Source organism: Pedobacter sp. SYSU D00535 (genome assembly GCF_017355855.1).
GTDB lineage: Bacteria > Bacteroidota > Bacteroidia > Sphingobacteriales > Sphingobacteriaceae > Desertivirga.
The window spans coordinates 139,398-164,595 of the sequence record NZ_JAFEWD010000011.1; the positions used below are offsets into that span (position 1 = coordinate 139,398).

At 44.8% G+C, this 25,198-nt stretch carries 16 protein-coding genes; 10 read left to right on the forward strand and 6 right to left on the reverse strand.

The genetic code is table 11. From position 1 onward, the window contains the following. Window positions 1–3 precede the first annotated feature (3 nt). From J4N23_RS17590 to J4N23_RS17635, 10 genes are all read left to right on the forward strand, one after another. Window positions 4–2,724, forward strand: a complete 2,721-nt coding sequence (locus tag J4N23_RS17590; protein ID WP_207429129.1) for a carboxypeptidase-like regulatory domain-containing protein — start codon at window positions 4–6, stop codon at window positions 2,722–2,724. Window positions 2,725–2,811: 87 nt separating this feature from the next. Continuing rightward, entirely contained in the window at window positions 2,812–3,108 is a 297-nt protein-coding gene (locus J4N23_RS17595) for an ATP-dependent Clp protease adaptor ClpS (protein ID WP_207429131.1), read from the forward strand. A 119-nt stretch (window positions 3,109–3,227) separates the two neighbouring features. Beyond that, window positions 3,228–5,735: a TonB-dependent receptor domain-containing protein gene (locus J4N23_RS17600; RefSeq protein WP_207429132.1), complete on the forward strand. Its 2,508-nt coding sequence runs from the start codon at window positions 3,228–3,230 to the stop codon at window positions 5,733–5,735. A 478-nt stretch (window positions 5,736–6,213) separates the two neighbouring features. Beyond that, window positions 6,214–7,479, forward strand: coding sequence for an L-fucose:H+ symporter permease (gene fucP, locus J4N23_RS17605; RefSeq protein ID WP_207429133.1), 1,266 nt, complete (start codon window positions 6,214–6,216; stop codon window positions 7,477–7,479). 19 nt (window positions 7,480–7,498) lie between these two features. After that, a complete protein-coding gene (locus tag J4N23_RS17610) occupies window positions 7,499–8,263 on the forward strand; it encodes an SDR family NAD(P)-dependent oxidoreductase (protein ID WP_207429134.1) in 765 nt (254 codons plus the stop codon). 180 nt (window positions 8,264–8,443) lie between these two features. Then, the gene (locus J4N23_RS17615) at window positions 8,444–9,301 is read left to right on the forward strand and encodes a fumarylacetoacetate hydrolase family protein (protein ID WP_207429135.1); all 858 of its coding nucleotides are present in this window, start codon (window positions 8,444–8,446) and stop codon (window positions 9,299–9,301) included. After that, window positions 9,288–10,121, forward strand: coding sequence for an amidohydrolase (locus J4N23_RS17620; RefSeq protein ID WP_207429136.1), 834 nt, complete (start codon window positions 9,288–9,290; stop codon window positions 10,119–10,121). The genes J4N23_RS17615 and J4N23_RS17620 overlap by 14 nt, the downstream gene beginning before the upstream one ends. A 17-nt stretch (window positions 10,122–10,138) precedes the next feature. Further along, the gene (locus tag J4N23_RS17625) at window positions 10,139–11,152 is read left to right on the forward strand and encodes a zinc-binding alcohol dehydrogenase family protein (protein ID WP_207429138.1); all 1,014 of its coding nucleotides are present in this window, start codon (window positions 10,139–10,141) and stop codon (window positions 11,150–11,152) included. Between the two features lie 54 nt (window positions 11,153–11,206). Continuing rightward, on the forward strand, window positions 11,207–12,190 hold the full coding sequence (locus J4N23_RS17630; protein WP_207429140.1) for an aldo/keto reductase: 984 nt from the start codon (window positions 11,207–11,209) through the stop codon (window positions 12,188–12,190). A gap of 132 nt (window positions 12,191–12,322) precedes the next feature. After that, the gene (locus J4N23_RS17635; protein WP_207429142.1) at window positions 12,323–13,309 is read left to right on the forward strand and encodes a pectinesterase family protein; all 987 of its coding nucleotides are present in this window, start codon (window positions 12,323–12,325) and stop codon (window positions 13,307–13,309) included. An 88-nt stretch (window positions 13,310–13,397) separates the two neighbouring features. Here the strand turns inward: J4N23_RS17635 and J4N23_RS17640 are convergent, their stop codons facing one another. The 6 genes from J4N23_RS17640 to J4N23_RS17670 form a co-directional block, all read right to left on the reverse strand. Then, window positions 13,398–15,080, reverse strand: coding sequence for a sodium/sugar symporter (locus tag J4N23_RS17640; RefSeq protein ID WP_207429143.1), 1,683 nt, complete (start codon window positions 15,078–15,080; stop codon window positions 13,398–13,400). A 250-nt stretch (window positions 15,081–15,330) separates the two neighbouring features. Beyond that, the gene (locus J4N23_RS17645; RefSeq protein WP_207429145.1) at window positions 15,331–17,496 is read right to left on the reverse strand and encodes a glycoside hydrolase family 3 C-terminal domain-containing protein; all 2,166 of its coding nucleotides are present in this window, start codon (window positions 17,494–17,496) and stop codon (window positions 15,331–15,333) included. A 165-nt stretch (window positions 17,497–17,661) separates the two neighbouring features. Continuing rightward, entirely contained in the window at window positions 17,662–18,597 is a 936-nt protein-coding gene (locus J4N23_RS17650; protein ID WP_207429147.1) for a glycoside hydrolase family 43 protein, read from the reverse strand. A 56-nt stretch (window positions 18,598–18,653) separates the two neighbouring features. Next, window positions 18,654–19,706, reverse strand: coding sequence for an Ldh family oxidoreductase (locus J4N23_RS17655; RefSeq protein WP_207429149.1), 1,053 nt, complete (start codon window positions 19,704–19,706; stop codon window positions 18,654–18,656). 497 nt (window positions 19,707–20,203) lie between these two features. Beyond that, a complete protein-coding gene (locus J4N23_RS17665) occupies window positions 20,204–20,890 on the reverse strand; it encodes a hypothetical protein (protein ID WP_207429153.1) in 687 nt (228 codons plus the stop codon). Beyond that, window positions 20,887–25,095 (reverse strand): T9SS type A sorting domain-containing protein, encoded by a 4,209-nt coding sequence (locus J4N23_RS17670; protein WP_207429155.1) that lies wholly within the window; start codon window positions 25,093–25,095, stop codon window positions 20,887–20,889. The genes J4N23_RS17665 and J4N23_RS17670 overlap by 4 nt, the downstream gene beginning before the upstream one ends. Between the last annotated feature and the right edge of the window lie 103 nt (window positions 25,096–25,198).

Below are 25,198 nucleotides of genomic sequence, written 5' to 3' on the forward strand. Positions count from 1 at the left end.
ATTATGAAGCAGCGCTATATCCTCGTTCTGTTTGCCCTGCTATGCTCCGCATTCAGTTTTGCCTTTATTTCTAACGACGAAGATCCACTGAAAGTCCTCCTCGCAAAGCTGAAGCAATACCAGGAGAAAAATCCACAGGAGAAAATCCACATCCACACCGATAAACCTTACTATGCCATCGGAGATAGTATTTGGTTGAAAGCCTATATCGTTAACAGTGAGAGGAACCAGTTATCTGCGCTCAGCAAAATTGTTTATGTCGATCTCATCAACGAAAAAGACTCGATCAAAAAATCGCTGAGACTTCCGGTCGTAGCCGGATTGGCTGCTGGTGATTTTGTGCTGTCTGATTCATTAGCCGAGGGGAATTACAGAATCAGGGCTTACACACAGTGGATGAGGAATTTCGGCGAGGAGTTCTTTTTCGACAAGACTATCCAAGTTGGAAATGTTTTTTCTCACCAACTTATTACGGATGTAAAATATGCTTTTAGCAAAACGGGGATTAAAGAAAATGTGGTTGCGACAGCTAATTATCGGGACATTAATGGAAAGCCCGTGGCAAATAAAGAGGTGAGCTATAACGTCCAGCTTGATTTTCGCAACATCGCCTCCGGGAAGGGGACAACCGACGAGAATGGAAACTTGCAGATAAAGTTCACGAACGCCCAGCCCTTCGTCTTGAAGTCGGGGAAGATCAATACTACTATCACCCTTGACCCACAAACAAAAGTTGCGAAGTCTTTTCCGGTTAAAGCTACTTCAGCCGAGGCAGACGTTCAATTGTTCCCTGAAGGCGGAAATTTGGTGAACAACCTACGGTCAAAAGTGGCCTTTAAAGCCGTAGGTGCTGATGGGTTAGGCAAATCCGTTACAGGATATGTGATAGATAAGGACAATAACAAGCTAGGTGACTTCAAATCAGAACATGCGGGAATGGGCGTGTTTACCATCCTTCCTGCCAAAGGCAACAGTTATACGGCTGTGGTTCGTTTTGCAGACGGATCCGAGAAAAAAGTCCCACTGCCGAGGGCAGAAAACGAAGGTTACGTTCTCAGCGTAAGTGTTTCAGATCCCGACTCGTTAGGGATTAAGGTGTCGACTAGTCCCGGCTTGAAAGATGCTGGTGAAATTGTCCTGGTAGCGCAGACAAACGGAATAATACAATACACTTCCCGAAATAAATTGGATAATACCACTCTAAGCGCGAAACTTCCCCGAAAACGATTTCCGACAGGGATATTACAATTGACGTTGTTCTCCTCCAACTACCGGCCCGTTGCCGAACGGCTGGTCTTCATTAATAAGAATGATTTTCTCGATATCAATCTTGAAACAAATAAACAAAGCTTCAAAGAGCGAGAGAAGGTAACTATTAATTTGCTTGCAAAGACTCCTGAAGGAAGACCTACTGTAGGAAACTTTTCCGTTTCCGTATTAAACGAGACCCTGGTTCCTTTTGACGACACAGAAGCGACAACCATACTTTCCAATCTACTCCTCACTTCAGATTTAAAAGGACATATCGAGAACCCCAACTATTACTTTCTTGATATCAACGAAGAGAAAAGGAAAGCCCTCGACCATTTGATGCTTACCCAGGGCTGGAGAAGATATACCTGGAACAGCATTATCTCTAATTCGTATCTTGAGACTGTCTATACACCCGAGCAAAGCATCACGGTGAGCGGCAAAGTTACGCACTCGAATAACGGAAAACCTGTCATCGGCGGAAAGGTAACGCTTTTGGCCTCGAGTGGAAATGCGGGGGCACTGGATACCGTTACTAATGCAGAAGGACGCTTCCGATTCGAAAACCTTTCGTTCAACGACAGCACCCGCTTTGTAATCCAGGCGCGAAACACTAAGGGAAAAAAGAATGTAGATATTGAAGTAGACCACGTCCCCCCTCAGCTGGTAACTAAAAATAAAAATGCAGCAGAACTCGAAGTTAATGTCAACCAAAGCATCCTCCCCTATTTGAAAGCAAAAAATGAGGAGTTGATTAGCATGAGAAAAAATGGCTTACTGAGAAGAAATATCATGTTGCAGGAAGTAAAGATCGTGAAGAAAAAGCCGGTAGTAACCCATTCGAGCAACTTAAACGGGGCCGGTAATGCAGACGCGATATTGCGAGCTGATCAGCTAAGGAATTGTTTGAACCTCTCGCAATGTCTCCAAGGAATGGTGGCAGGTCTTGTTATTCAAAACGGCATCGCCTACCTTACCCGAAGCATGTACAGCTCTTTTAGCGGCCTTGTACCCATGCAACTTATAGTAGATGGCACTTACGTTGACCCTACGTTTCTCGGCATTATCCCACCTACAGACGTGGAAACAATAGAAGTTTTGAAAAGCGGCGGAAACACCGCTATTTACGGAATCAGAGGAGGAGGTGGGGTTTTAATCATCAACACCAAGCGGGGCGAGCGAAATCTCTCCTACCGAAATTATGCTCCCGGAATTGCAGCGTATACACCGCAAGGCTTCTACGCTGCCCGTCAATTCTATTCACCCGTTTATGGTACTCCGGCAGCCTCCTCTCGCATTCCTGACCTGCGAAAAACTATTTATTGGGCTCCAAATATAACTACCGACTCTTCAGGAAAGGCTTCATTTGATTTTTACACTGCTGATGCTCCCGGAACTTATAAAGTTGTTTTGGAAGGACTAAATCTGGAAGGAAAACTAGGTCGAAAAGTATACCGGTTTCAGGTAGAATAACTTTTCCTGTTTTAATCTAACCCGAAAACAGACATATTTCCCATTTTTACTGTTTGTGTAAGCAGGATTAGTTAAATTTGCGGTCTTATGAACATACGATTCGCTGATACGGATACCCAAGTTGAAACCTTTACCCTTGAAGAAGTTTTAGTAGGCTTGAAGACGAACCATCGATTGATACTTTGGAACGACGACGTGAACAGCTTTGATCATGTTATTTACTGCCTGGTAAAGTACCTCGATTACTCGGACAATCAGGCTGAAAAAATAGCTTGGACGGTACATACAGAGGGAAAATGCGCCATTTTAGAAGGATCTTTTACAGAACTCGAAGTTTATAGAAAAATTCTGCAGCAAGAAGGCCTTACTGTCACTGTCGACTAGGATAACCGGCCTGAGTCTTTTCCATTTAACTGTAATAAAGCGGTTACGCCTAACCTTATTTCCTAAATACCATTTTCTTTGCACGTTCTTTGATACCAATTCATCAAGTGCAGTTGAAAATGAGAATTTTAATCACCCTCCTTGTTGTTCTCTTTTGGGGAAAGACAATCCTGGCTCAAACACCATCGGGAAAGATAACCGGAAAGATCGTGGAAAGCACCACAAATAATCCGGTCGATTTTGCCACGGTGGCTTTGGTTAATTCAGAATCAGGCCAGGCAGTCAAATCTACCAGAACTAATTTGGAAGGCATTTTCTCCCTCAGCGCTCTTCCCTTCGGTCGTTATACCCTTAAGGTGAGTTTCGTAGGATACGATCCACTTAACCGCGAATCGATCACCATCACAGCAACCAATCCTCAGCTTAATCTTGGAACATTAAAACTTAGTCCCGGAAAAACGAACATACTGAAAGAAGTCGTAGTCCAGGCAGAAAGAAGCAATATTCAACTGGGTATTGATAGAAAAGTATTTAATGTGGAACAAAGCCTGGTAAGTGAAGGAGGCTCGGCTACCGATCTTCTAGCCAATGTGCCGACTGTTGGAGTCGATATCGATGGAAATGTTAGTCTTCGCGGATCAGGGAGCGTTCGCGTTCTTATTGATGGAAAGCCTTCAGCGATTGGAGGCGGCGACATCGCAACCGTACTTCAGTCTTTGCCTGCAAGTTCCATTGAAACAATTGAACTCATCACCAATCCCTCATCGAAGTACGATCCAGAGGGACAGACCGGCATCATCAATATCGTCCTGAAGAAGAATAAAAAGATTGGTATAAATGGCGCAGTATCCCTATCTGCTGGAAATTTAGATAACTACAACGCCAGTACCAACTTAAGCTACCGGGATAAAAACGTAAATATTTACGGCAACTACAGCTTCAGATACGGCACCAGACTCGGTGGTGGGTATAACAACACCTTGTTTTTTGGCAACAACAACATCGTTAATAACAATATGGATGGAAGAAGGCAAAACACTGGAAACACTGCAAAGGCCGGCATCGACTACTTCATAAACGACCAGACTACGATCGGGCTTTCGGCTAATATTAACTTAAGAAACAGCGGCCGGGACGAGGATATCAATTATTTTTATCGCGACCTCTCTTCCAGGCTCGATAGCACCAGTTACAGAACTTCCAGAGAAGACGATGAAGATACCGGTTATGACCTTAGTCTGGACTTCGGCAGAAAGTTCAAAAATCAAGGCCATGAACTAACTGCAAATTTTAGCCTGGGCCAAAGTAAGGAAAACGAAATACAGGAACTTGACCAGCAGTTCTTCAATTCTGCCGGTACAGCTATCAACAACAGAATCGACAGACGAACTAACGACGGCAGCGAGTTGAGCAAGAACTACAATGTCCAGGCCGACTATATGCTTCCGCTGAGCAAAACACAGAAGTTTGAGGCCGGATACCGATCTACTTTCCGAATTGAAGAAGCATCGCAGTACTCTGAAAAGTACGACCTGGCACTTGCAAGGTTCAGAACCGACTATACCCAGACAAATGACTTTAATCTGGAAGACATCGTTCACGCTGTTTATGGAAACTACCAGAATCAGGTCACCGAAGGATTTGGACTTCAGGTGGGAGTTCGGGCAGAACAAGCGTATCTAAATACTGAATACATCGGTACGGATACAACTACTTTCCTGCCGACCCTGGCGAAAGGTCGCTTAGACTACTTTCGTTTATATCCCAGCGTGTTCTTGACTCAAAAGCTTGCTCACCAACAGCAATTACAAGTGAGTTACACCCGGAGGGTAAACAGACCAAGAGGCTGGCAGGTGAATCCTTTCCGGGATCTTTCTGATCCTAACAATGTTCGCGTAGGCAATCCCAACCTTCGCCCGGAAGATGTGCATTCTTTCGAGTTGAACTACATGAAGTACTTCAGCAAGTTTACACTGACAACAGCGGCTTTTGCGCGACAAGTAAATGATGTGGTAGAAGGAGTTCAAACACGTTTAAATTCAGGCAATAGCGTAGGTCAGCCGAGTGGCGATACTACACTAACTCAGTTTATCAACCTGACAAAAAACAGAGCAACGGGACTGGAGCTGATCGGAAGAGCTGATTTTTCAAAAGCATTTAATGTGACAGGAAACTTCAACTTGTTCTACAACAAGTTCTTCGGCAGTCCTGAATATAACATCGCCCCTAATAGCGGCATCAACTGGAACACGAATTTAACTGCCAGTATTCAGTTCCCCCGTAACATCTCTGCACAAATCAATGCCAACTATATGGCTCCTCGTGTGACGGCTCAAGGCCGAAGTAAAGAAATGTGGGGAGCAGACGCAGCACTTCGGGTTGATGTATTGAACAAGAAAGGAAGCATTTCATTCAACATGCGGGACGTGTTTAATTCGAGAAGATGGGGCTTTTTGACTGAAACCTCCCAGTTCTCGCGGGAGTCGCAAAGGAGAATGCAGGGGCGGATGAGCACCCTTACTTTCAGCTATCGATTCGGACAGTCAGATCTTCAAAACAGAAACAGGAAATCAGACCGCAACAATAACCAGCAGCCAGATCAATTCCAGGAAGAAGGAGGCTTTTAGAAGTCGGAAACGACAACGGGGGAAGGTTTCTTCCCCTAATTGCAAACGAAAGCTGGGCATTCTTATGTGTACTTTCGTTTGCCCTTCTAAGATCGGTGTAGCTATTCTCAAATATCCACTTTGCAGGTGAACAAAGCGCAGCAAACCACCGTAGTCATGTTTTCTCATCCGGGATTGTTGAACTAAACCGAAAACCACCAAGTTCGGCTAGGGGTGGTCCAAATTTCTCCCATATAACAGAAACTGCGGTAACATCGAAGGCAAGGTGCCTTTTAAAAAACAATCGAATGGCCATGTAGAATTAAGGACAGACCTCACGTAGCCTAGGCCGGTGTAAGAAAACAAAATCAGCCAGTTACGCTTGTTGAAAAACCCGAACAGTTCTTAAAAAGTCAGCTCATCAACTGTTTATGATTCAGTATTCAAGAAAGATTATTTTATTTGCAGAAATAACACTTCAATTAAACCCAACACTTCAATGGCCAAGAAAAACAATTACCTTTTTCCGCTTATCCTGGTAACCTCTCTTTTCTTTTTATGGGCGTTTTTACACAACATCAATCCCATCCTAATCCCACACCTTCGAAAAGCCTTACAACTGAACGACACCCAGTCCTCTTATATAGATATTGCAGTGTCGCTGGCGTACTTTCTTATTGCCATTCCGGCGGGCTTATTTATGCATAAGTTTGGCTATAAAAAGGGAATCATCTTCGGATTGTTACTTTATGCAGTCGGCTCCCTGCTGATCATTCCAGCGGCGGATGCCAGGAACTATACATTTTTCCTTTCAGCGCTGTTCATCATTGCAAGTGGTGCCACGTTTTTGGAGACAGTTGCCAATCCCTATATTTCTGTTTTGGGAGACAAAGAAACATCCGAACAACGCTTAAATTTTGCTCAGTCCTTTAATGGTGTTGGCGCTTTTCTCGCGCCTATCATCGGTGGGCAGGTAATTTTATCAGGTATTGAATACACTGAGGAGCAATTAACCGCTATGTCTCCGACTCAATTAAATATGTACCTGCAGGCTGAAGCCGCAACTGTTAAAACTCCCTATTTGATTATCGCCGGAGTAGTCTTTTTGTTGATTATACTTTTCCTGTTCACAAAACTGCCGGAGGTAAAAGCTGACGATAGTGAAGTTCACGGACACGGAGCAGGTTTTTCACCGCGAGTATTACGTCATTCGCACGTGTCGTGGGCGGTTGCAGCTCAATTTTTTTATGTAGGAGCACAAGTAGGTATCGGTAGCTTTTTTATAAGGTATGCAAGATTTGTTGCGGATGTTGATGAAAAGACAGCTGCGCTACAGTGGGGATCTATAGCGATGGTTGGATTTATGGTCGGCCGCTTTGTGGGAACAGCATTAATGCGCTTTATTAAGCCAGCCCAGCTTCTAAGCATTTACGCTGCCATTAATGTTCTACTGTTGGTGGTGGGCGTTTTTGCGAAGGGAGAGCTCGCTCTATATGCTGTAATAGCACTACCCTTCTTTATGTCCATTATGTTTCCTACCATTTTTGCGCTCGGAATTAAGGGCCTTGGTGATGAAACCAAAATAGCTTCTTCATTTTTGGTGATGGCAATTATTGGAGGAGCCGTAGCTCCGGTAGTGATGGGCCTGATTTCTGATAGTACAGGTAGCATCCAAACCGCCTATATTGTGCCCCTGATCTGCTTCCTTGTTATTCTCTATTTCGGCGCCAGAGGCTACAAAATCAGCACTGAAACACAATCTTAGTCTTACAAATAAAATATCCATGTTCACTTTAGAAAATAAATCAGCGGTAGTCACCGGAGCAGGCAGCGGAATCGGTAAAGCTGTGGCACTTACTTTTGCCAGACAGCAGGCAGTGGTTTACGTCGTAGACCTGAATGCTGCTGCTGCCGAACAAACGGTAGCCGAAATTGAAGCTGCAGGGGGTAAAGCTTTTGCGCAGGTAATTGATGTCACCAATCAGGCAGATGTTGTAAAATCTTTCCAGGAAATCGGGAAAATCGACATTCTGGTAAACAGTGCTGGGATTTCGCACATTGGCAAAGTAGAAAATACGTCAGAGGAAGATTTTGACAGAGTTTTCAGTGTAAATGTAAAAGGTACGTATAACTGTTTGTATGCGGCGATTCCTTTAATGAGGAACTCAGGTGGCGGTGCTATTCTTAACATGGCCTCGATCGCTGCCGTGGTAGGTATTCCTGACAGGTTCGCCTATTCGATGAGTAAAGGCGCTGTTTATGCGATGACCCTTTCTACCGCCAAAGACTATATTAAGGACAATATCCGCTGTAACAGCATTTCCCCGGCAAGGGTGCATACGCCTTTTGTAGATGGATTTCTTGCAAAAAATTATCCCGGTCAGGAACAGGAGATGTTCGAAAAGTTGTCGAAAACCCAGCCTATTGGACGTATGGGTACACCCGATGAAATATCAAAGCTGATTCTTTACCTATGCTCAGATGAAGCATCCTTTATCACGGGGAATGACTACCCGATTGATGGAGGCTTTATCAAACTAAACAACTAGATACTTTCGCCGTTACACTTCAGGTGTTGCCATATGATGTAGTACCGAGGCTAAAATGCTACAATAAAAGGTCAACCTTCTATAATACAGACGGCAATATCCATAGTAATTTAGCACGCGATATCAGGCGCCTTGCCATCGCGTGCTAATAGATTTATAACTATCCAAATAACTACATCCATGAAACTTATACGCCACGGAGAATTAAACAAAGAAAAACCAGGAGTTATTATTGACGATGTCTACTATGATTTGTCTGCTTTTGGGGAAGATTTTAACGAGACTTTTTTTGAAACGGAAGGATTAAAGCGTCTGGAGACCTATCTGGAAGTAAATAAAGATAAGCTGGAGCGGCTACCGGAAGGAACGCGTATCGGATCACCGATTGCCAGACCTTCGAAAATCGTTTGCATTGGTTTGAACTATGCAGATCACGCTCACGAAACAGGAGCACCCCTGCCTCCTGAACCGGTTGTTTTCATGAAAGCTACTACTGCCCTTGTGGGTCCGTTTGATGATATTATAATCCCGAAAAATTCTGAAAAAACAGATTGGGAAGTAGAACTTGCCTTCGTAATTGGTAAGAAAGCGAGCTATGTAGAAGAATCTGAAGCGATGGATTATGTAGCAGGCTATTGCTTGCATAACGATGTCTCCGAGCGGGCGTTTCAGCTCGAGCGTAATGGAACCTGGGATAAAGGAAAAGGTTGTGACACCTTTGCACCAATAGGCCCTTTCTTAGCTACTAAAGATGAAATAGCAGACCCTGATAACCTGCGACTATGGCTTAAAGTGAACGACAAAATGATGCAGGATGGAAATACGAAAACGTTCATCTTCAAAATCCCTTTTCTGGTACATTACTTAAGTCAGTTCATGACCCTGCTTCCAGGTGATATCATTTCTACAGGTACACCGTCCGGCGTTGGTCTTGGCATGAACCCTCCGGTTTACTTAAAGCCAGGTGATGTAGTAGAGCTGGGAATTGATGGCCTGGGAACATCAAAACAAAAAGTAGTGGCTTATGCTCAGAATTGATTCTCACCAACATTTCTGGCGTTTTGATCCTGTTAGAGACAGCTGGATCACAGACGAAATGAGCGTAATCCAGCGGGATTTTCTGCCGGAAGATCTTCTTCCAGTGCTACAGCAAAATGGCATGGACGGTTGTGTGGCCGTACAAGCAGATCAGTCGGAAGAGCAAAACGCTTTTCTTCTGGAGCTCGCCGCCGAACATCCTTTTATTAAAGCCATTGTAGGTTGGATAGATTTGCGGGCGGAGAACATCGCAGAAAGTCTTGCGTTTTACAAAGGTTACGATAAGGTAAAAGGTTTCAGGCATGTCTTGCAGGGCGAGACAGACCGGGCACTAATGCTGAGAGAGGAATTCAAACGAGGCATCAAAGCGCTTGGAAACTCGGGTTACACCTATGATGTATTGATCTATGCGGATCAACTAAAATTTACCGAGGAGTTTGTAGCAGGTTTTCCCGATCAGCGATTTGTTATCGACCACATTGCGAAACCGGATATTAAGCAGGGCAAGATAGAAGATTGGTCTAAGGATATAAAAGCCGTTGCTGCTCATCAAAACACCTACTGCAAAATTTCGGGAATGGTGACGGAGGCCGATTGGCAACATTGGAAAAAAGAAGACTTTCATCCCTACCTGGACGTTGTATTTGAGGCTTTTGGAGCTGAACGACTAATGTATGGATCAGACTGGCCAGTATGCGAGGTTGCAGGTGGATACGAGAGAATGATTGATATGGTGAGGGATTACACTTCTTCACTTTCTAAAAATGAACAAGAGATGTTTTGGGGCGGAAACGCCTGCAAGTTCTATGGCATCTCCTAATTAAATTAAAAACAGATATGAAAACTTTGGTTTGTACAACTCCCGGACAATTTGACTACCAGGAGGGTGAGCACCCCGCTCCCAGCAAAAACCATTCTATATTGAAAATCAAAAGAATAGGAATTTGTGGCACGGATCTGCACGCTTTTGAAGGAACACAACCCTTCTTTGAATATCCGAGGATTTTAGGACATGAGCTGGCAGCTGAATTTGTTGAGGGGGATAACGCTCCGGGCTTTACACCGGGAGAGGCTGTTACTTTCATCCCCTACTTCAATTGTGGCGAATGCATTGCCTGTCGTTCCGGAAAGGAAAATTGCTGTAGCAGTATCAAGGTCTGCGGAGTGCACGTTCACGGGGGGATGGCAGAATATCTATCTGTACCTTCTTATTCCCTGATCCACGGCGAAGGACTGACCTTTGATGAATTGGCACTGGTAGAACCACTGGCTATTGGCGCTCATGGTGTAAGGAGAGCAGACGTAAAGCCGGGCGAGTTTGTACTGGTGATTGGTGCCGGGCCGATTGGCTTAGGCATTATGGAATTTGCACGAATTGCCGGAGGAAAAGTGATTGCAATGGACATTAACGATCAGCGATTGAACTTCTGCAAGGAGAAACTAGGTGTCGAGCATACCATTAACGCTATGAATGATGACGTTATCGAACGTTTAAAGGATATTACCTCTGGTGATTTTCCTACCGTCGTTATTGACGCCACCGGAAGTCTTAAAGCAATCAACAACGGTTTCCAATATATGGCGCACGGCGCACGCTACGTGCTTGTCGGCTTGCAAAAAAATGAAATCGTGATCAGTCATCCGGAATTTCACAAGCGTGAAGCAACGTTGATGAGCAGCAGAAATGCCAACCGTGAGGATTTTGAACATGTAATCCGATCGATGAAAAAAGGGCTTGTCAACCCAGCAACTTATATCACTCACCGTGTTCGTTTCGAAGAAGTGAAAGATGAATTCAAAGGATGGCTCGATCCTGCGAATGGGGTAATAAAAGCTATGGTAGAAGTATAAACTACTGCACGGATTTTTTAAACTTTTAGCCGTCTCAATCCTTACTTTAGCAGGATGAATTACAGACAATTTAAAGATATATCCGTCTCAGAAGTAGGTTTAGGTACCTGGCAACTGGGTAGCGCCGACTGGGGAGTGGTGAACGACGAGGAAGCTTTCGCTATTCTGAACCGCTTTGTTGAGCTTGGTGGAAACTTTATTGATACCGCCGATGTCTACGGCATGGGGATCAGCGAAAGTGTTATAGGCAGGTTTTTAAAAACTACAGACAGACAATTATTTGTAGCTACTAAGCTTGGAAGAAGACACGATGCTGGAAACGGATGGCCCCAAAACTTCAGCTACGAGGTGATGAGAAGTCACGTCGAATCATCGCTGGAGCATCTGGACGTGCCATCGCTGTTCCTTGAACAGTTGCATTGTATCCCTGAAGAGGAACTGCGTGCAGGGAAGGTTTTCGATCACTTGAGAAGGCTTCAGGAAGAGAAACTGATACAAAACTGGGGAGTAAGTGTGGAAACGGCAGAAGAGGCTCTTCTTTGTCTCGAGCAGGAAGGTCTGGCCTCTCTTCAAATCATCTTCAACCTGTTTCGGCAGCATTATGCTGAAGAGTTCTTCGCGAAAGCGAAGGAGAAAGGCGTCGCTCTCATTGTTCGGGTACCCCTGGCAAGCGGCTTGTTAAGTGGCAAGTACACAGCAACAAGTACCTTCAGTGAAAATGACCACCGGAACTACAATGCGAACGGAGAGGCCTTTAATGTGGGTGAAACTTTCTCAGGAATAGAATTCGGTAAGGGCGTCCAATTTGCACAGGAAATAGCGCAAGCTTTTCCGGACGACCGCACTGCTCAATGGGCTATTCGTTGGATTTTAGATCATCCGGAGGTAACAACCGTCATACCGGGAGCCACCAAAGTAAGTCAGGTGGAAAGCAACATGGCAGCATCAGCACTGGCACCTTTACCGGCAGAAATACATCAGCAGCTGAAGCAAAAATACAATTCCGACATCCGGCCACTCATTAGAGGCAGGTTTTAGAGTAAATACTTCAAAGGGTTGATAATTTATCAGCCCTTTTCTTTTTAAGATCATCAAGCCGATCTCAACACATTTCCTCAAACGCGAAATTATCCTTTATTTCGTTTCATTTTCACACTATCAACCACAAGTATGCTTCTACATTTCAATTGCAGAAAAGTCTTATTTCTGATCACACTCCTATTTCTATCCCTTGGCATTCGGGCTGCCGAAAAATATGATTTCGTTGTTGCCCAGGATGGCAGTGGCAATTTTAAAACAGTACAAGAGGCAATTAATGCAGTACCCGACTTTCGAAAGAAAACCACTACCATCTTTATTAAAAATAGTGTCTACAAGGAAAAGTTGGTACTGGCCGGCTCGAAACAAAACGTCAGATTTATCGGCGAGGACGTCGGGAAGACGATCTTAACTTACGATGACTGGGCCCAGAAAAAGAACATTTTTGGTGAGGAGAAGGGTACTTCCGGCTCCTCAAGTTTCTATGTCTACGGCGACAACTTCACTGCCGAGAATATTACTTTCCAGAACTCAGCAGGTCCAGTTGGACAGGCAGTAGCGATATGGGTAGGTGGCGACAAGGCCGCGTTTAAAAACTGCCGATTCCTCGGTTTTCAGGATACCTTGTACACTTATGGAAGAGGCAGCCGTCAATACTACAAAGACTGTTATATCGAAGGTACTGTCGACTTTATCTTTGGCTCTTCCACTGCTGTTTTTGACAACTGTGACATCGTGGGAAAAAAGGAAGGATATATCACCGCTGCTTCCACCCCTGACACCACCAAGTTCGGATACGTCTTTATCAATTGCCGCCTCAAAAGCGACTCGCCCAAAAACACCTTCTATTTGGGCCGCCCCTGGAGGCCCTATGCAAAGACGGTATTCATAAACTCCCACATGGGAGATTTCATCCGTCCGGAAGGCTGGAACAACTGGGGTAAAGAATCAAACGAGAAGACAGCCTTTTATGCAGAATACAAAAACTCAGGGCCGGGATATCAGCCCGCTAAACGTGTAAAGTGGTCGCGTCAATTGAGCGATGCCGAAGCGAAAGAGTACACGCTTGATAACATCTTCAGAGGCTGGAAACCTTTTTCAAAAGAGGCAACAAACTAATCATCTGATACTGTTCAACAGAAGCCAAATAAAAAGTCCCTCATTCTTTGGAAGAGGGACTTTCTTTATTTGAAGATATAAACTCTCCTTACCAGAATACAGTGTAGATAGCAGCCAGGATACCAATGATGATAATTGATCCTACTGCAAAACCTGTTGTAGTCTTGAACATCGTTGTATCAACTTCCAATCCTGTTGCTCTCTCGCCTCTTGGATTCTCGATCATACTGATGATATACATACCAATCATACAAAATACGAAGGTAATACCCATACGGTCAAGGAACGGAATTTCATAGATACCACCAGAAGCAGGGTTAGGAACTGCAAAACCAATCGGAGCCAGGAACGAAAGGTCCACCCACAGCGGAAGGAACTTAAGTAATAACGACATTAAGAAACCGCCAATAGTGGCAAATAACGCAGCGTTCGAGGTAGCTTTTTTCCAGAAGAAACCAAGGATAAACATGGCAAAGATACCTGGAGATACGAAACCTGTGTACTCCTGGATGTATTGAAAACCACCTTTTTTATCGATACCCAAGTGTGGTGCAATAATTACCGCAAGGATCATGGAGATAACAACCGTTGCTTTACCTACATTCACCAGCGTTGTTTCACTTGCATCTTTATTAAACACCTTTTTGTATACGTCAAGCGTGAAGATAGTAGCGATACTGTTTGCCTTACCTGCCAGGGAAGCTACTACCGCCGCTGTCAATGCTGCAAAAGACAAGCCTTTTAGTCCTGCCGGAAGCAAGGCTAACAATACAGGATACGCACGGTCAGGGTTTACTTCTCCACCATGCAACATATCGTTTTGGAATGTACCCGCGCCTTCTCTCCACAGAACATATGCTGCAATACCTGGAAGTACCACGATTACCGGCATTAAGATTTTCAGGAAGGCGGCGAATAATATACCGTTTCTTGCTGTTTGAAGATCAGCACCCAGCGCACGTTGGGTGATATATTGGTTACATCCCCAATAGTTTAGATTCACAATCCACATACCACCTACCAGCAGGGTTAAACCAGGGAGATCGATGTAGTTGGGATTGTCACGATCAAAGATCATATCAAAATGAGAAGGTGCTTTTTCAGTTAATAAGGCCAAACCATTTACTACCCCTGACGATCCATAATGTTCTGCAACCAAGTCAAGCGCCAGGTAGGTGGTAGCCAATCCTCCGAGGATAAGGAAGAACACCTGGATTACGTCTGTAAATCCGATTACCTTCATCCCACCAAGTGTGATAATGATTGCAAAAATTGCCATCCCGTACATACAGGCATCAAGGCTGATTCCAGAGATACTGTTCACCGCGATAGCTCCCAGATAAAGGATTGAGGTTAAGTTTACTACTACGTAAAGTAGCAGCCAGAAAACCGCCATGATCATTGCTACCGTACCATTGTAACGCTGGTGCAAGAACTGTGGCATGGTAAAAATCTTATTCTTGAGATAAACAGGAATAAAAAATACGGCTACTATAACGAGCGTTAGCGCTGCCATCAGCTCATAGGTCGCAATTGCCAGACCCATTTTAAAACCCGATCCACTCATTCCAACAAATTGCTCTGCTGAGATATTGGACGCGATCAGAGATGAACCAATGGCCCACCATGTCAGAGATCCTTCGGCAAGGAAGTAATCTTTCGATCCTGTACTTTCTGACCGCTTTTTACGGTAGATGTATAACCCGTACAGGGATACAATCAAAAAGTAAATTAGAAAAACAATGTAATCTTTCGTTTCTAGCCTGTTCATTTGGAAAGGTTGTTATAAACTGTTATTTAATTTTAAGTTTTAAGTTGTTTGCATAAGGATTCCATCTTCATCAAACCTTCCCTTTTCCGGCAAACCTTTGTTTTATAATCGGCGAATACTTAGTGTCAAAAAAACACCACAAAATTCAGGGGCTTAAAGTATGAATATTTCTGTAATATTTTATCAAATATTTTTTATTGAATGAGAAAGCTCCAAAACAAAAAAGGCGCCTTTAAAAGACGCCCATAATTTATAATTTCAGTTTAGCCTTGGATCGAATGTCCTGAGCGGAGCTTCCAATAAGGATTTCGAAATCACCTGGTTCCAGAACCCACTTCATTTGCTTATCATCGAAGAAACTGAACGCCTGTTCATCCAGACTTAGTGTAATTTCCTTCGATTCTCCGGGTTGCAAAAACACTTTTTGGAAGCCTTTCAGTTCTTTCTCCGGTCTCTTTACCGCCGCCTTTTTATCCTTTACATACACTTGCACCACTTCGGCTCCGGCTTGCTTCCCGTTGTTTCTTAAAGTGAACTTGACTGTCGCATTGTTACCCGAACTTGACACTACCGGCTTGCCGTAGTCAAAGCTGGTGTAAGACAACCCGTGACCAAACGCAAATTGCGGTTTCACTTTGTACGTATCGAAGTACCGGTAGCCAACGTAGATGTCATCCTTGTACCGTACGTTCAGACTATCGCCCGGGAACTCGCCCAGTTTATGGGCCCCAACATCTTCCAGTTTTTTCGGGAACGTAACGGTTAGTTTGGCAGAAGGATTGACATCGCCAAAAATAATCTCAGCCAACGCATTCCCTCCTTCTAAGCCCGGATATCCCGCCTGAAGAATTCCTTTCACTTTGCTTACCCACTGCCTTACGTCAATAGCGCCGCCGCCGTATAATACCACGATGGTATTGGGATTCGCTTTGACAACAGCTGATATCAAGTCATCCTGTCCAAAAGGCATCTTCATGTTTGGCTTGTCGAATCCTTCGGCATCATAAGCATTGTCATCCCATTTTGAATAATCGTAACCATGCGTCCAACCTCCTACAATAATGGCCACGTCTGCGCTTTTTGCATTTTCAACAGCTTGCTGAATCAGCTTTTGGTCAGCGCCTGCATTACGGGCAATGGAGTAGCCCTGAGAAAAACGCATACTTACCCCGCTTCCTGCGATATTTTGCAGCCCTTCTAATGGCGTTACTTCGTATTTTGGTAGTACCTGAGAGCTTCCCCCTCCCATCGCATTATCGCGGTTGGCATTCGCTCCTATAACAGCGATGGTCTTCACGGTCGCCTTGTTCAGCGGCAAGATATTCTTCTTATTCTGCAACAAAATGATTCCCTCACGGGCTACCTTTTTAGCAACTTCGGCATGTTGAGGTGTTGATAGTGCCCCTGCACTTCGCTTCGCATCGATCATATTCGTTTTGAACATGATGCGTAAAATCCTTCTAACTTTATCATCGATGATGCTTTCTGGAACCTCACCACTGCGAACCACTTTCAATGCAGGCTCTGCAAAGAAAAACTTGTCATACTTAGGCAAAGGAAGCATCGCCAGATCCGTTCCCATTTCCAAATCTGCACCTCCCATTAAAGCTTCCTTGGTATGATGAATTGCGCCCCAGTCGCTCATCACAATGCCTTTGAACCCCCATTCTCCTTTCAGGATTTTGTTGATGAGATAATCGTTATAAGTAGCATATTGGCCCCTAAATCGGTTGTAAGCGCCCATTATCGTATTTACATCGCCCTCTACTACCGCAGCTTTAAATCCAGGAAGGTAAATTTCCCGAAGCGCCCTTTCACTCATCTCCACATTGATTCCATCCCTACGGGTTTCCTGATTGTTAGCCAGGTAATGCTTAACGCAGGCAGAGATCCCCTGATCCTGCACTCCTTTAATGTATCCCACCACCATCTTCGAAATCAGATAAGGATCTTCACTCATGTACTCGAAGTTCCGTCCATTCAGGGGCGTACGGATAATGTTAATGCCCGGGCCCAGGATAACGTCTTTACCACGAAACTTCGCCTCAGCACCCAAAACGGAACCAAAAGCATAACCAAGCTCAGGATTCCAGGTAGAGGCAAGGGTTAGGCCTACAGGCAAATAAGTAGAGGAATCATTTCCCTTTTTATCGAGAACCCAATCACGGCCATGCTCAGGGCGAACGCCGTGTGGACCATCGGAAGTAGTGAGTTCAGGAATCCCCAAGCGGGCAACACCAGTAGAAGTGAAGGATGAATTTCCGTGAATCATCCCAATTTTCTCTTCTAAAGTCATTTGTTTAAGAAGTGCCTCAATTTTAGCTTCAACGGCAGGATTGGTTGTCTGCTGACCAAATGCCCTGGTGAAGTTTGCAAGCACGAATAATACAAGGAGCTTTGTAAAATTAGCTTTCATGTCGTTTAAGTTCATATGCGTGTTAGTTTCACTGAATTAACAGTTTTTGCAAGGCTAAAAATAGCTAAGAGAAAAGCAGCTTTTGGTAGAGTATTGTTTTTGAATAGGTAGCTATTTGTTAACGAAAAAAGCCTCCGGAGGCAGTCCGAAGGCTTTTTATGAATTTTAGTTTATTTGCTCTTGCAATTTTTTGAACTCCTTTTGGGATACCTCAAAGATAGAACCATGTCTGATGCCTTTGGGAAGGGATATTTCATCGGAAACCTCTGCCCAGTTTTCAAGATCAGATGATTTGATTGCACCGTATTTATGCTCGGTGTATTTATCGAAATAAACCAACCATTCATTTCCCATTTTGAGGACTGTTGGCCCTTCAGCCCAATATTTTCCGGTGATGGGAGCACTTGCTTTTGAGTAGGGTCCCGTAAGTTTATCTGCGAAAGCGATCTTCAAATTCTTCTGTGCGGGCTCCCTGGTTTCATCTTTTAAGATCATCACCCAGCGTTTACCATCTTTGAAAATAGTGGCATCAATTGAATTAAATCCAGGATCGTAAAGAAGTTTGGTATCGCTGAAGGTCTTGAAATCTTTTGTAGTAACATAATACATCCTATGATTGTAAGCAGCATCCGCAGCAATTTGGGTTTCAGGGAATTTACCTGGGATAGTGGTCGCCCAGTAGATCATATACTCCTTGCTCTTCTTATCGTAGGTAATTTCCGGAGCCCAGGTATTGCGGGCAGTAGGCTCATGAGCCATAACGGGAATAAACCGTTGCTCCGACCAATTTATAAGATCTTTTGATGTAGCGTAACCAATTCCACGGTCGTTCCAGCTCACTGTCCAAACCATATGAAACAACCCATCTTTACCTCTGATAATACATGGGTCGCGCATTAGCTTGTCTTTGCTCACAGTGGGACGCAAAAATGAGCTGTCGCCTTTCAGCGCTTTCCAGTTATAACCATCTTCGCTGTAGGCCAGGTGCAAGCCATCTTGCCCATTATTTTTGAAATAGGAGAACAGATACACTGATTTCTTCTGCCCGTAAACTGAAACCGCAAGGAAAAGCAGTATCAGCGAGAGTAAGGTTTTATTCATTGATTATAAGTTTGACGGGCTAAGTTATTACAATTTCAGCTTTTTACCATCTTGTTCTATAGAGGGGTCGGTAGGGGAATCTGATATTTTGCAGCTAAGTTTTGAAGCGCAGGTATTATCCCCGGATAAAGTTCCAAACCGGTTTCTCTTTGCTGATTTCGCAATTTCAACGCTCGTCTGCCGGGTAAACGCACTTCAGAAGCCTCTTCTCTTCGCTCCGAAGCTATGCATTGATCAGATAAATACTCCATCTCACGTTGAAAGCTGGCTAAGCCTCCAAAAGCTCCGGGATTGATGATCTGCAAAAACACATTAGCGCCCCACCTACCCGGCTCATCGGCTCTGCCATGTCCGCCTAGTGCACTCGTAAGTGCCTCTATCATCAAACCGAGTGCAAATCCTTTATATCCGGAATCCAGCCCTCCTATTGGGAGAATAGTAGCAGGAGGGCTATCAAAAAATGCAGCAGGATTGTCGGTTACCGAACCACTATTTTCCAGCAACCAGGGATGAGGTAATTTCCTACCTTCTTCTTTTGCTCGATTTACATAGCCGTTTGCAGTTGCCGACATACTAACATCGAAGATAATCGGCTCTGTGGCTGTAGGGATTCCCATGGCGAGGGGGTTAGGACTGTACACCGGGCTGACTCCGCCAAAAGGGGCGACGGTTCTGGTGTTGGGATCAGAGCAGGAAAGCATCATTACCAGACCTTTTTCTGTTGCCCTTTCCGGATAAGCAGCCAGGCAGCCAATGTGGTGACTTCTGCGGATGACCACCGTTACAACGGGATGCTGTGAGATTCTTTCGAAGGCAAGATCCATTGCCTGATGTACCAGCCAGGGGCCCGGTAGATAATTGCCATCCCAGGTTATAGCAGCACCAAGGTCGTTAAGTACTATTGCCTCTCCCTTTTTGCTCATCTTTCCAGCCTCCAGCTCCGAGACGTAAGCAGACAACAATTGCAAGCCATGAGTATTGTGTCCCATCAAGTCGCCCTCCACCAGGGTTCGAGCAACCACAGTGGCAGCAGCCGACTGCAATCCCACCTTTTCTAATACCTTTTGGGCGAACGCAATCAGCTTATCTGCATCAAATTTTTGTTCCATCTATCAATCTTAAAACTTCCGTAAAAATCGAAATCCGTCTGCTTACTTTAAAAGTAAAGAAATTTAAAGCTGCAGCAAACCCTACAGAGTAAGGCTGATAATTTAAAAAAAGCAAAAGGCCGCTTCTGCAAGCGGCCTTTGATCCTAATAACCAGGATTCTGATCGTACAATCCGGGGCTGGCGAGCCGTTGGCTCTGCGGAATAGGGTATATAATATCGTTATTAGTTACAGCGTTCATTTTATTACTCCTAACCTTGTCTTCAGTTTCTCGCCATGCATTCGGTAACTATTTTTCGACTCTGCTTTTGAGTATCCCGTCGTGTGCTGATCGTGTCAAGACTACATATTAAAAAAGTAGAAATCCAGACACTTAGGATAAAATCCGGAAGAGAGAGTGAGGCCAACAACCGTTTTCCTTGAGCGTGATTCTTGAAAATATTGCTGAAAAATAGCCAGTCCTTGCAAGAACTGGCTATTTAGTATTGAAAAAGTAGCTTAGTTTACCTTAAAATAATAAACCGGAGTTACGGAGGTGTTTCCTTGAGAATCCCTGGTTACAACTTTCCAGTAATAAGTAGTATTAGCTGTTACGGAGACATCATTCAGGATACTTGCCGCTACGTTACTGCCCAACACTCCCAGCGTTTGAGATGTACCGAAATAGATGTCGTAATTCACAATATCATTATCAACGTCATTACCGGTCCAGTCAAGCGTAATTTTACCGTTGGTAGCATTGACACTTCCCGCGATTGCAGGACTTACAATTTCGGCAGGAAATGGTGCATAATTTAGCACACCAGCACCAGCATTATAAAACTTCCAGGTCTCGCTTTGTGCCGTCACATTTGTTTTTCCGGATTTGGAAATCACATACCAGGAGTAAGGGGTGTTCCGGGAAAGGTTAACATCAAGCGTAGTGCTCAAGGCATTCTTTGTAACGCTTTCATTCGACTGCAAATTCTTAATAACCACGTCGTAATTGTCCGCGTTTTGCGCAGCGTTCCACTTCAAAGTGACCTTACTCTCTGCATCAGAGAGTATTTGTCCTTCTAGACAAGCTTCATCTTTTGCAGGCGCAATCAGTACAGCTTTTTCAGGCTCGGCAGGCTTCGAATTTTTGTCTTTCTTACATGAAAAAAAAAACAATAGCGTTGATAAAATTAAAATCCCTTTTCTCATTTTTTAATTACTTTAAAAGATACTTCTGACTCATCCGTTTTAAGCTTCAGCAAATAAATTCCCGGAGAGAGGCTTGACATATTAACCTGCAAATTTCTCTCCGCCCCTTTATCTCTTTTGCTGTATACTTGTTTTCCGTCCAGGGAATATAGCTCTACTCCCACTTCGCCCGACACACTACTACCAAGGTTTACGTTTAACACTTCAGCTATCGGATTTGGATATACCGATATACTATTCGCTAATGTAAGCACTTTTTCAAAAATTCCCTGACAAGTTACGTCGCTACTTACTTTCAACACGTTTCCTGATCCAGCAGCTAAATTGAGGGTTAAATGACCTTCTGTTGTCGTCAGCGTTTTCCCATTTAATTCCACATAATACTTCTCAGCTCCGGAAAGCGTCAAATCGACGGTCTTCTCGGACTCATTTACAGATGCATAAACCGAAAGAGCAGCGGGCTCAGAAATATTAATGTTAAAACATTGCTTGTAATCGGGTTGCCCCTGAACCGCGATACAAAGTTCATAGGCTCCAGCGGTAAGACCGGTAATGTCGAGCGTGTTGCTGGTGAAGTTGTATGGAATCGTCTCCGCTCTTTTCTTCAAGGTCGCGGTATAATTATATCCAGTAGCTGTTGCAAGCACTGAGATTTTTCCGTTTGCCGACCCTTTACACGTTGCTGGGGTTCCGGTTACCCGGAAATTATTTGCAGGCAAACTAAAAATAACACTTACCACAACAGGACTGGAGCTAGCCGTACAGCCGTTTGCACTAACCCTAAGGGTATAAGAGCCAGCAGAGTTAACTGTTAGCGTTGGCGTTATCTGCCCCTCCAGCTCAGCTCCGTCTTTAAACCATTTGTAAGTATATCCCGCGCCCGTGGCGCCGTTCAATACTACACTTGCGCCGGTGAGAATTGTAGTTGAGCCTGCAGGCGTAATAACAGCAACGGGTGCTGCATTAACCGTCACAACCACTCCATCCGATGCAGGAGAAGACTTGCCCTCGATGGTAGTAATAACGGTATATACCCCTGCGGAGGTAGCAGAATAACTGCTATTGACGGCCCCATTAATAATTATTCCGTCTTTATACCATTGGTTCCCTACGGCAGAGGAAGAATTTAATACAGCAGCGTTGCCGTTGCAAATGGTTAGCGATGTTTGGGCTGAAATGACTGGCTTTAGAGGTGTCGCAATTACCGTAGTTATGTTTGGCTGAGGCAATGCAGCCATGTCTGTACCGAGATAGAAACTAGGATACGGTGGCTGATTGTAGCCGGAATTTTGCCAGGAGATGGCAACACGGTATTGTGCATCATGCATTAAAGTTGGAATACGGTGAGTGGTGACATCGGTACTTGTGTAGATCCTTAGAGCTGTATTATCTGAAGTTCTCCAAATAACCTCTTCCCTCCAATCGCCCAGAATATCGGCGCTCAAATTTGGAGTGGCTTTAGTACTGTTATTAGAAGCTACCCCCACTGGCGAAAGCTGTGTACCTGTAGAACCTGAGAGATGGTTCCATTTTGAAATGGTCACATTGTCCAGAAATTCCCTTTGCAAGTCCGCATCCCACCAGATGCCAAAGTTCATCGTGGAAGGCTTTGTGGCACTTATCTCCTCTCCCTTGGCGTTGTAAAGTCCCCCTCTGGGTCCCCATACTTCATAGCCTTTGTGTCGGGGATCAATATCTGCTGCCATAGATCTCCCAATATCCCCTGTAGTTGCTACCCCAAAAAGCGTCTCGCCGGTAGCGGCTTTACGAAACGTGAGGCCCTTATCCACATAAGAAGACTGATCTTCGTGACACATCCACAACTCTTTTCCGGGCAGATCCGGATCCATGTCGGTGAGATGCATGGCGTCGCCGTGACCTTTACCATCCGTCCATAGCCCTTCACCGTTGTCATTTATAGCGCTCGATCCATTCAGAACTTCGTCTTTTCCGTCTCCATCAACATCTCCCACGGTTATTTGATGATTGCCTTGTCCATAATAACCCGAGTTCCCGAGCGTACTACTATCAAACACCCAACGGCGGGTCAACTGCCCGTTTCTCCAATCCCAGGCTACCCGAACAAGACGAGTATAATAGCCCCTTCCAGTGATCAAACTAGGTTTCATGCCATCAAGGTAGGCCACGGCATCCACAAATCGATCTACCCGGTTGCCTGTATCATCTCCCCAGGAAGAAACCAATCCCCGTGCTGGATAATAATCAGCGGAAGCTAAAGCTGCACCTGTAAGGCCATTGAAAACTGTCAGGAATTCTGGACCGCTTAACACTTTTCCCTGCGCATTTCTATAGTCTGCGGTTCTGTTTCCAATCACATTCCCTACACCATCCACTGTTCCGTCTGCGGTACGGCAAGCTAGTTCCGCTTTTCCGTCTCCGTCGAAGTCATACACAGTAAAGGGAGTATAATGGGCACCCGAACGTATGTTTCTTCCCAAATCAATCCTCCAGAGCCGGGTTCCATTCAGCTTGTATCCGTCAATGAATGTATTGCCGGTATAGCCATCATTGCTGTTGTCACTGCTATTGGTAGGCTCCCATTTCACAATAATTTCGTACACCCCATCGCCATCCAAATCACCTACACTGCAATCATTAGCTACGTAAGTATAGGCTACATTGTCTGGGGTAGTTCCACCTGCCGGGATTTGCAGGGGAAGGCTGAAATAATTTTCTGCCCAAATGGCCGCAGGAGCAGAGGCTGCTTTTTCCTGTCCGTTTACAATCGGTTTCACCGTGTAAGTAGCAGCGGCCGTACCATTGTCAGCATAGTTCGTTGACCCGGTAATCGGTGTAGGGTTTATTTTCTCGCCATCCCGGTAAACATTAAAACTCACATCAGCCGGATCAGTTCCCAGCAGGCGCCAGGAAAGAAATACCTGATTCGGGCTTGTTCGAACTGCTACCAGTCCCCTGTCCAAATATTCCATTTGCTTGGCAGCTGTTACCGGAACATCCGCAGGCATTTTGGTTTCCTGTTTTAATACCTGAACGACCGGTGTAGAAACACTGTTGCTGTTCGATTTTAGATACGCCACATACATGTTCCGGTCAGCTCCGTAGGATAAAGTAGTATATCCACCGATAGGCCCGTCGAACCCACCCCCTGCTCCTACCTCTGCCCAGGATCTCGACCCCTTTGCAAACTCGTGCAACCTGGCTTTAAACGTGCCATTGCTACTGGACATCTGATCCCTGAACAAAGCATAGATATTGCCATTCGAATCGGAAATTGTACTTGTATAAGTGGCGGCCGCTCCAGAGCCGATCCGTCCACCTAAGGTAGTCCAGGCACCCGCATCTGTGAGAGTAAGCGCATTCGCAGTGGTTCCACTTGCTGTATTCGAAAAATTGATCACTACCTTGTTCGTCTTCCTATCGATAACCAAACGTGTTGTTCTGGCACCTGCCAGAGACAAACTTCCGATAGCTGCTGGAACGGTGAGATTTTCCCAGGCGTTATTCACAAACCGGAAAGCCTTGATCTGTCCCCCAGTTGTCCCGTCATGATAGACCACGTAAGGAATATTGTCAGACGTCAGATCGATATCGATGCTATTTGCCCTGTCGGTGGTGTTAATGGCTCCAGATCCTACCGTCTGCCACTCACCTGCCACCAACTTTTTCACCCAGGCATTTCCGAGGCCCGTACCGGCAGTTGGGAACTCACCGAAAGTAACATAAGGAACGTTGTTCGAATCGAACGCTAGGGAGTTATTATATGGTATGCGCTCTTCCGATTGACCGTTAAGAATCGGCCCTGTAGATGCGTGCAAAGAATTACCTGCTGCCTCCCATGAACCTGTGTTGGTATTGAATATCTTCACTGCCAGCTTGTTCCCGTTGACTACGTCTACATACTGCAAATAAAGCTTGCCATTTTTGTCGGCAGAAAGGGTGAGATAGCTGGCATTTCCCGCAGACACGTTCCCACCGACCTGCTCCCAGGCGCCATTTATAAACCGCTTAACTTTTGCAACCGAGGATTCGGTATAACCCAGGTAAGGAACGGTTGTACCATTAACGCTAACGGTAACCAGAGAAGTGAAGTTTGAACTAGTCGATGCAATCTGCGTCTCATTTGCTAAAATTTGCCAGTCGCTTTGGGCGAAAGAATAATTTGCAAATAGAAGGACAGCAGAAACAAGGTTAAATTTTAAAGATTTTAGTAAAGATTTCACCATACTTTTAATTGGTTAGAACGTGAAAAAAGAGACAAAACAATGTTTAGATATTGAAGAAGAAGTTGTTGCACTGACGGGAAGGCCACGACCTGGGAATACCTAT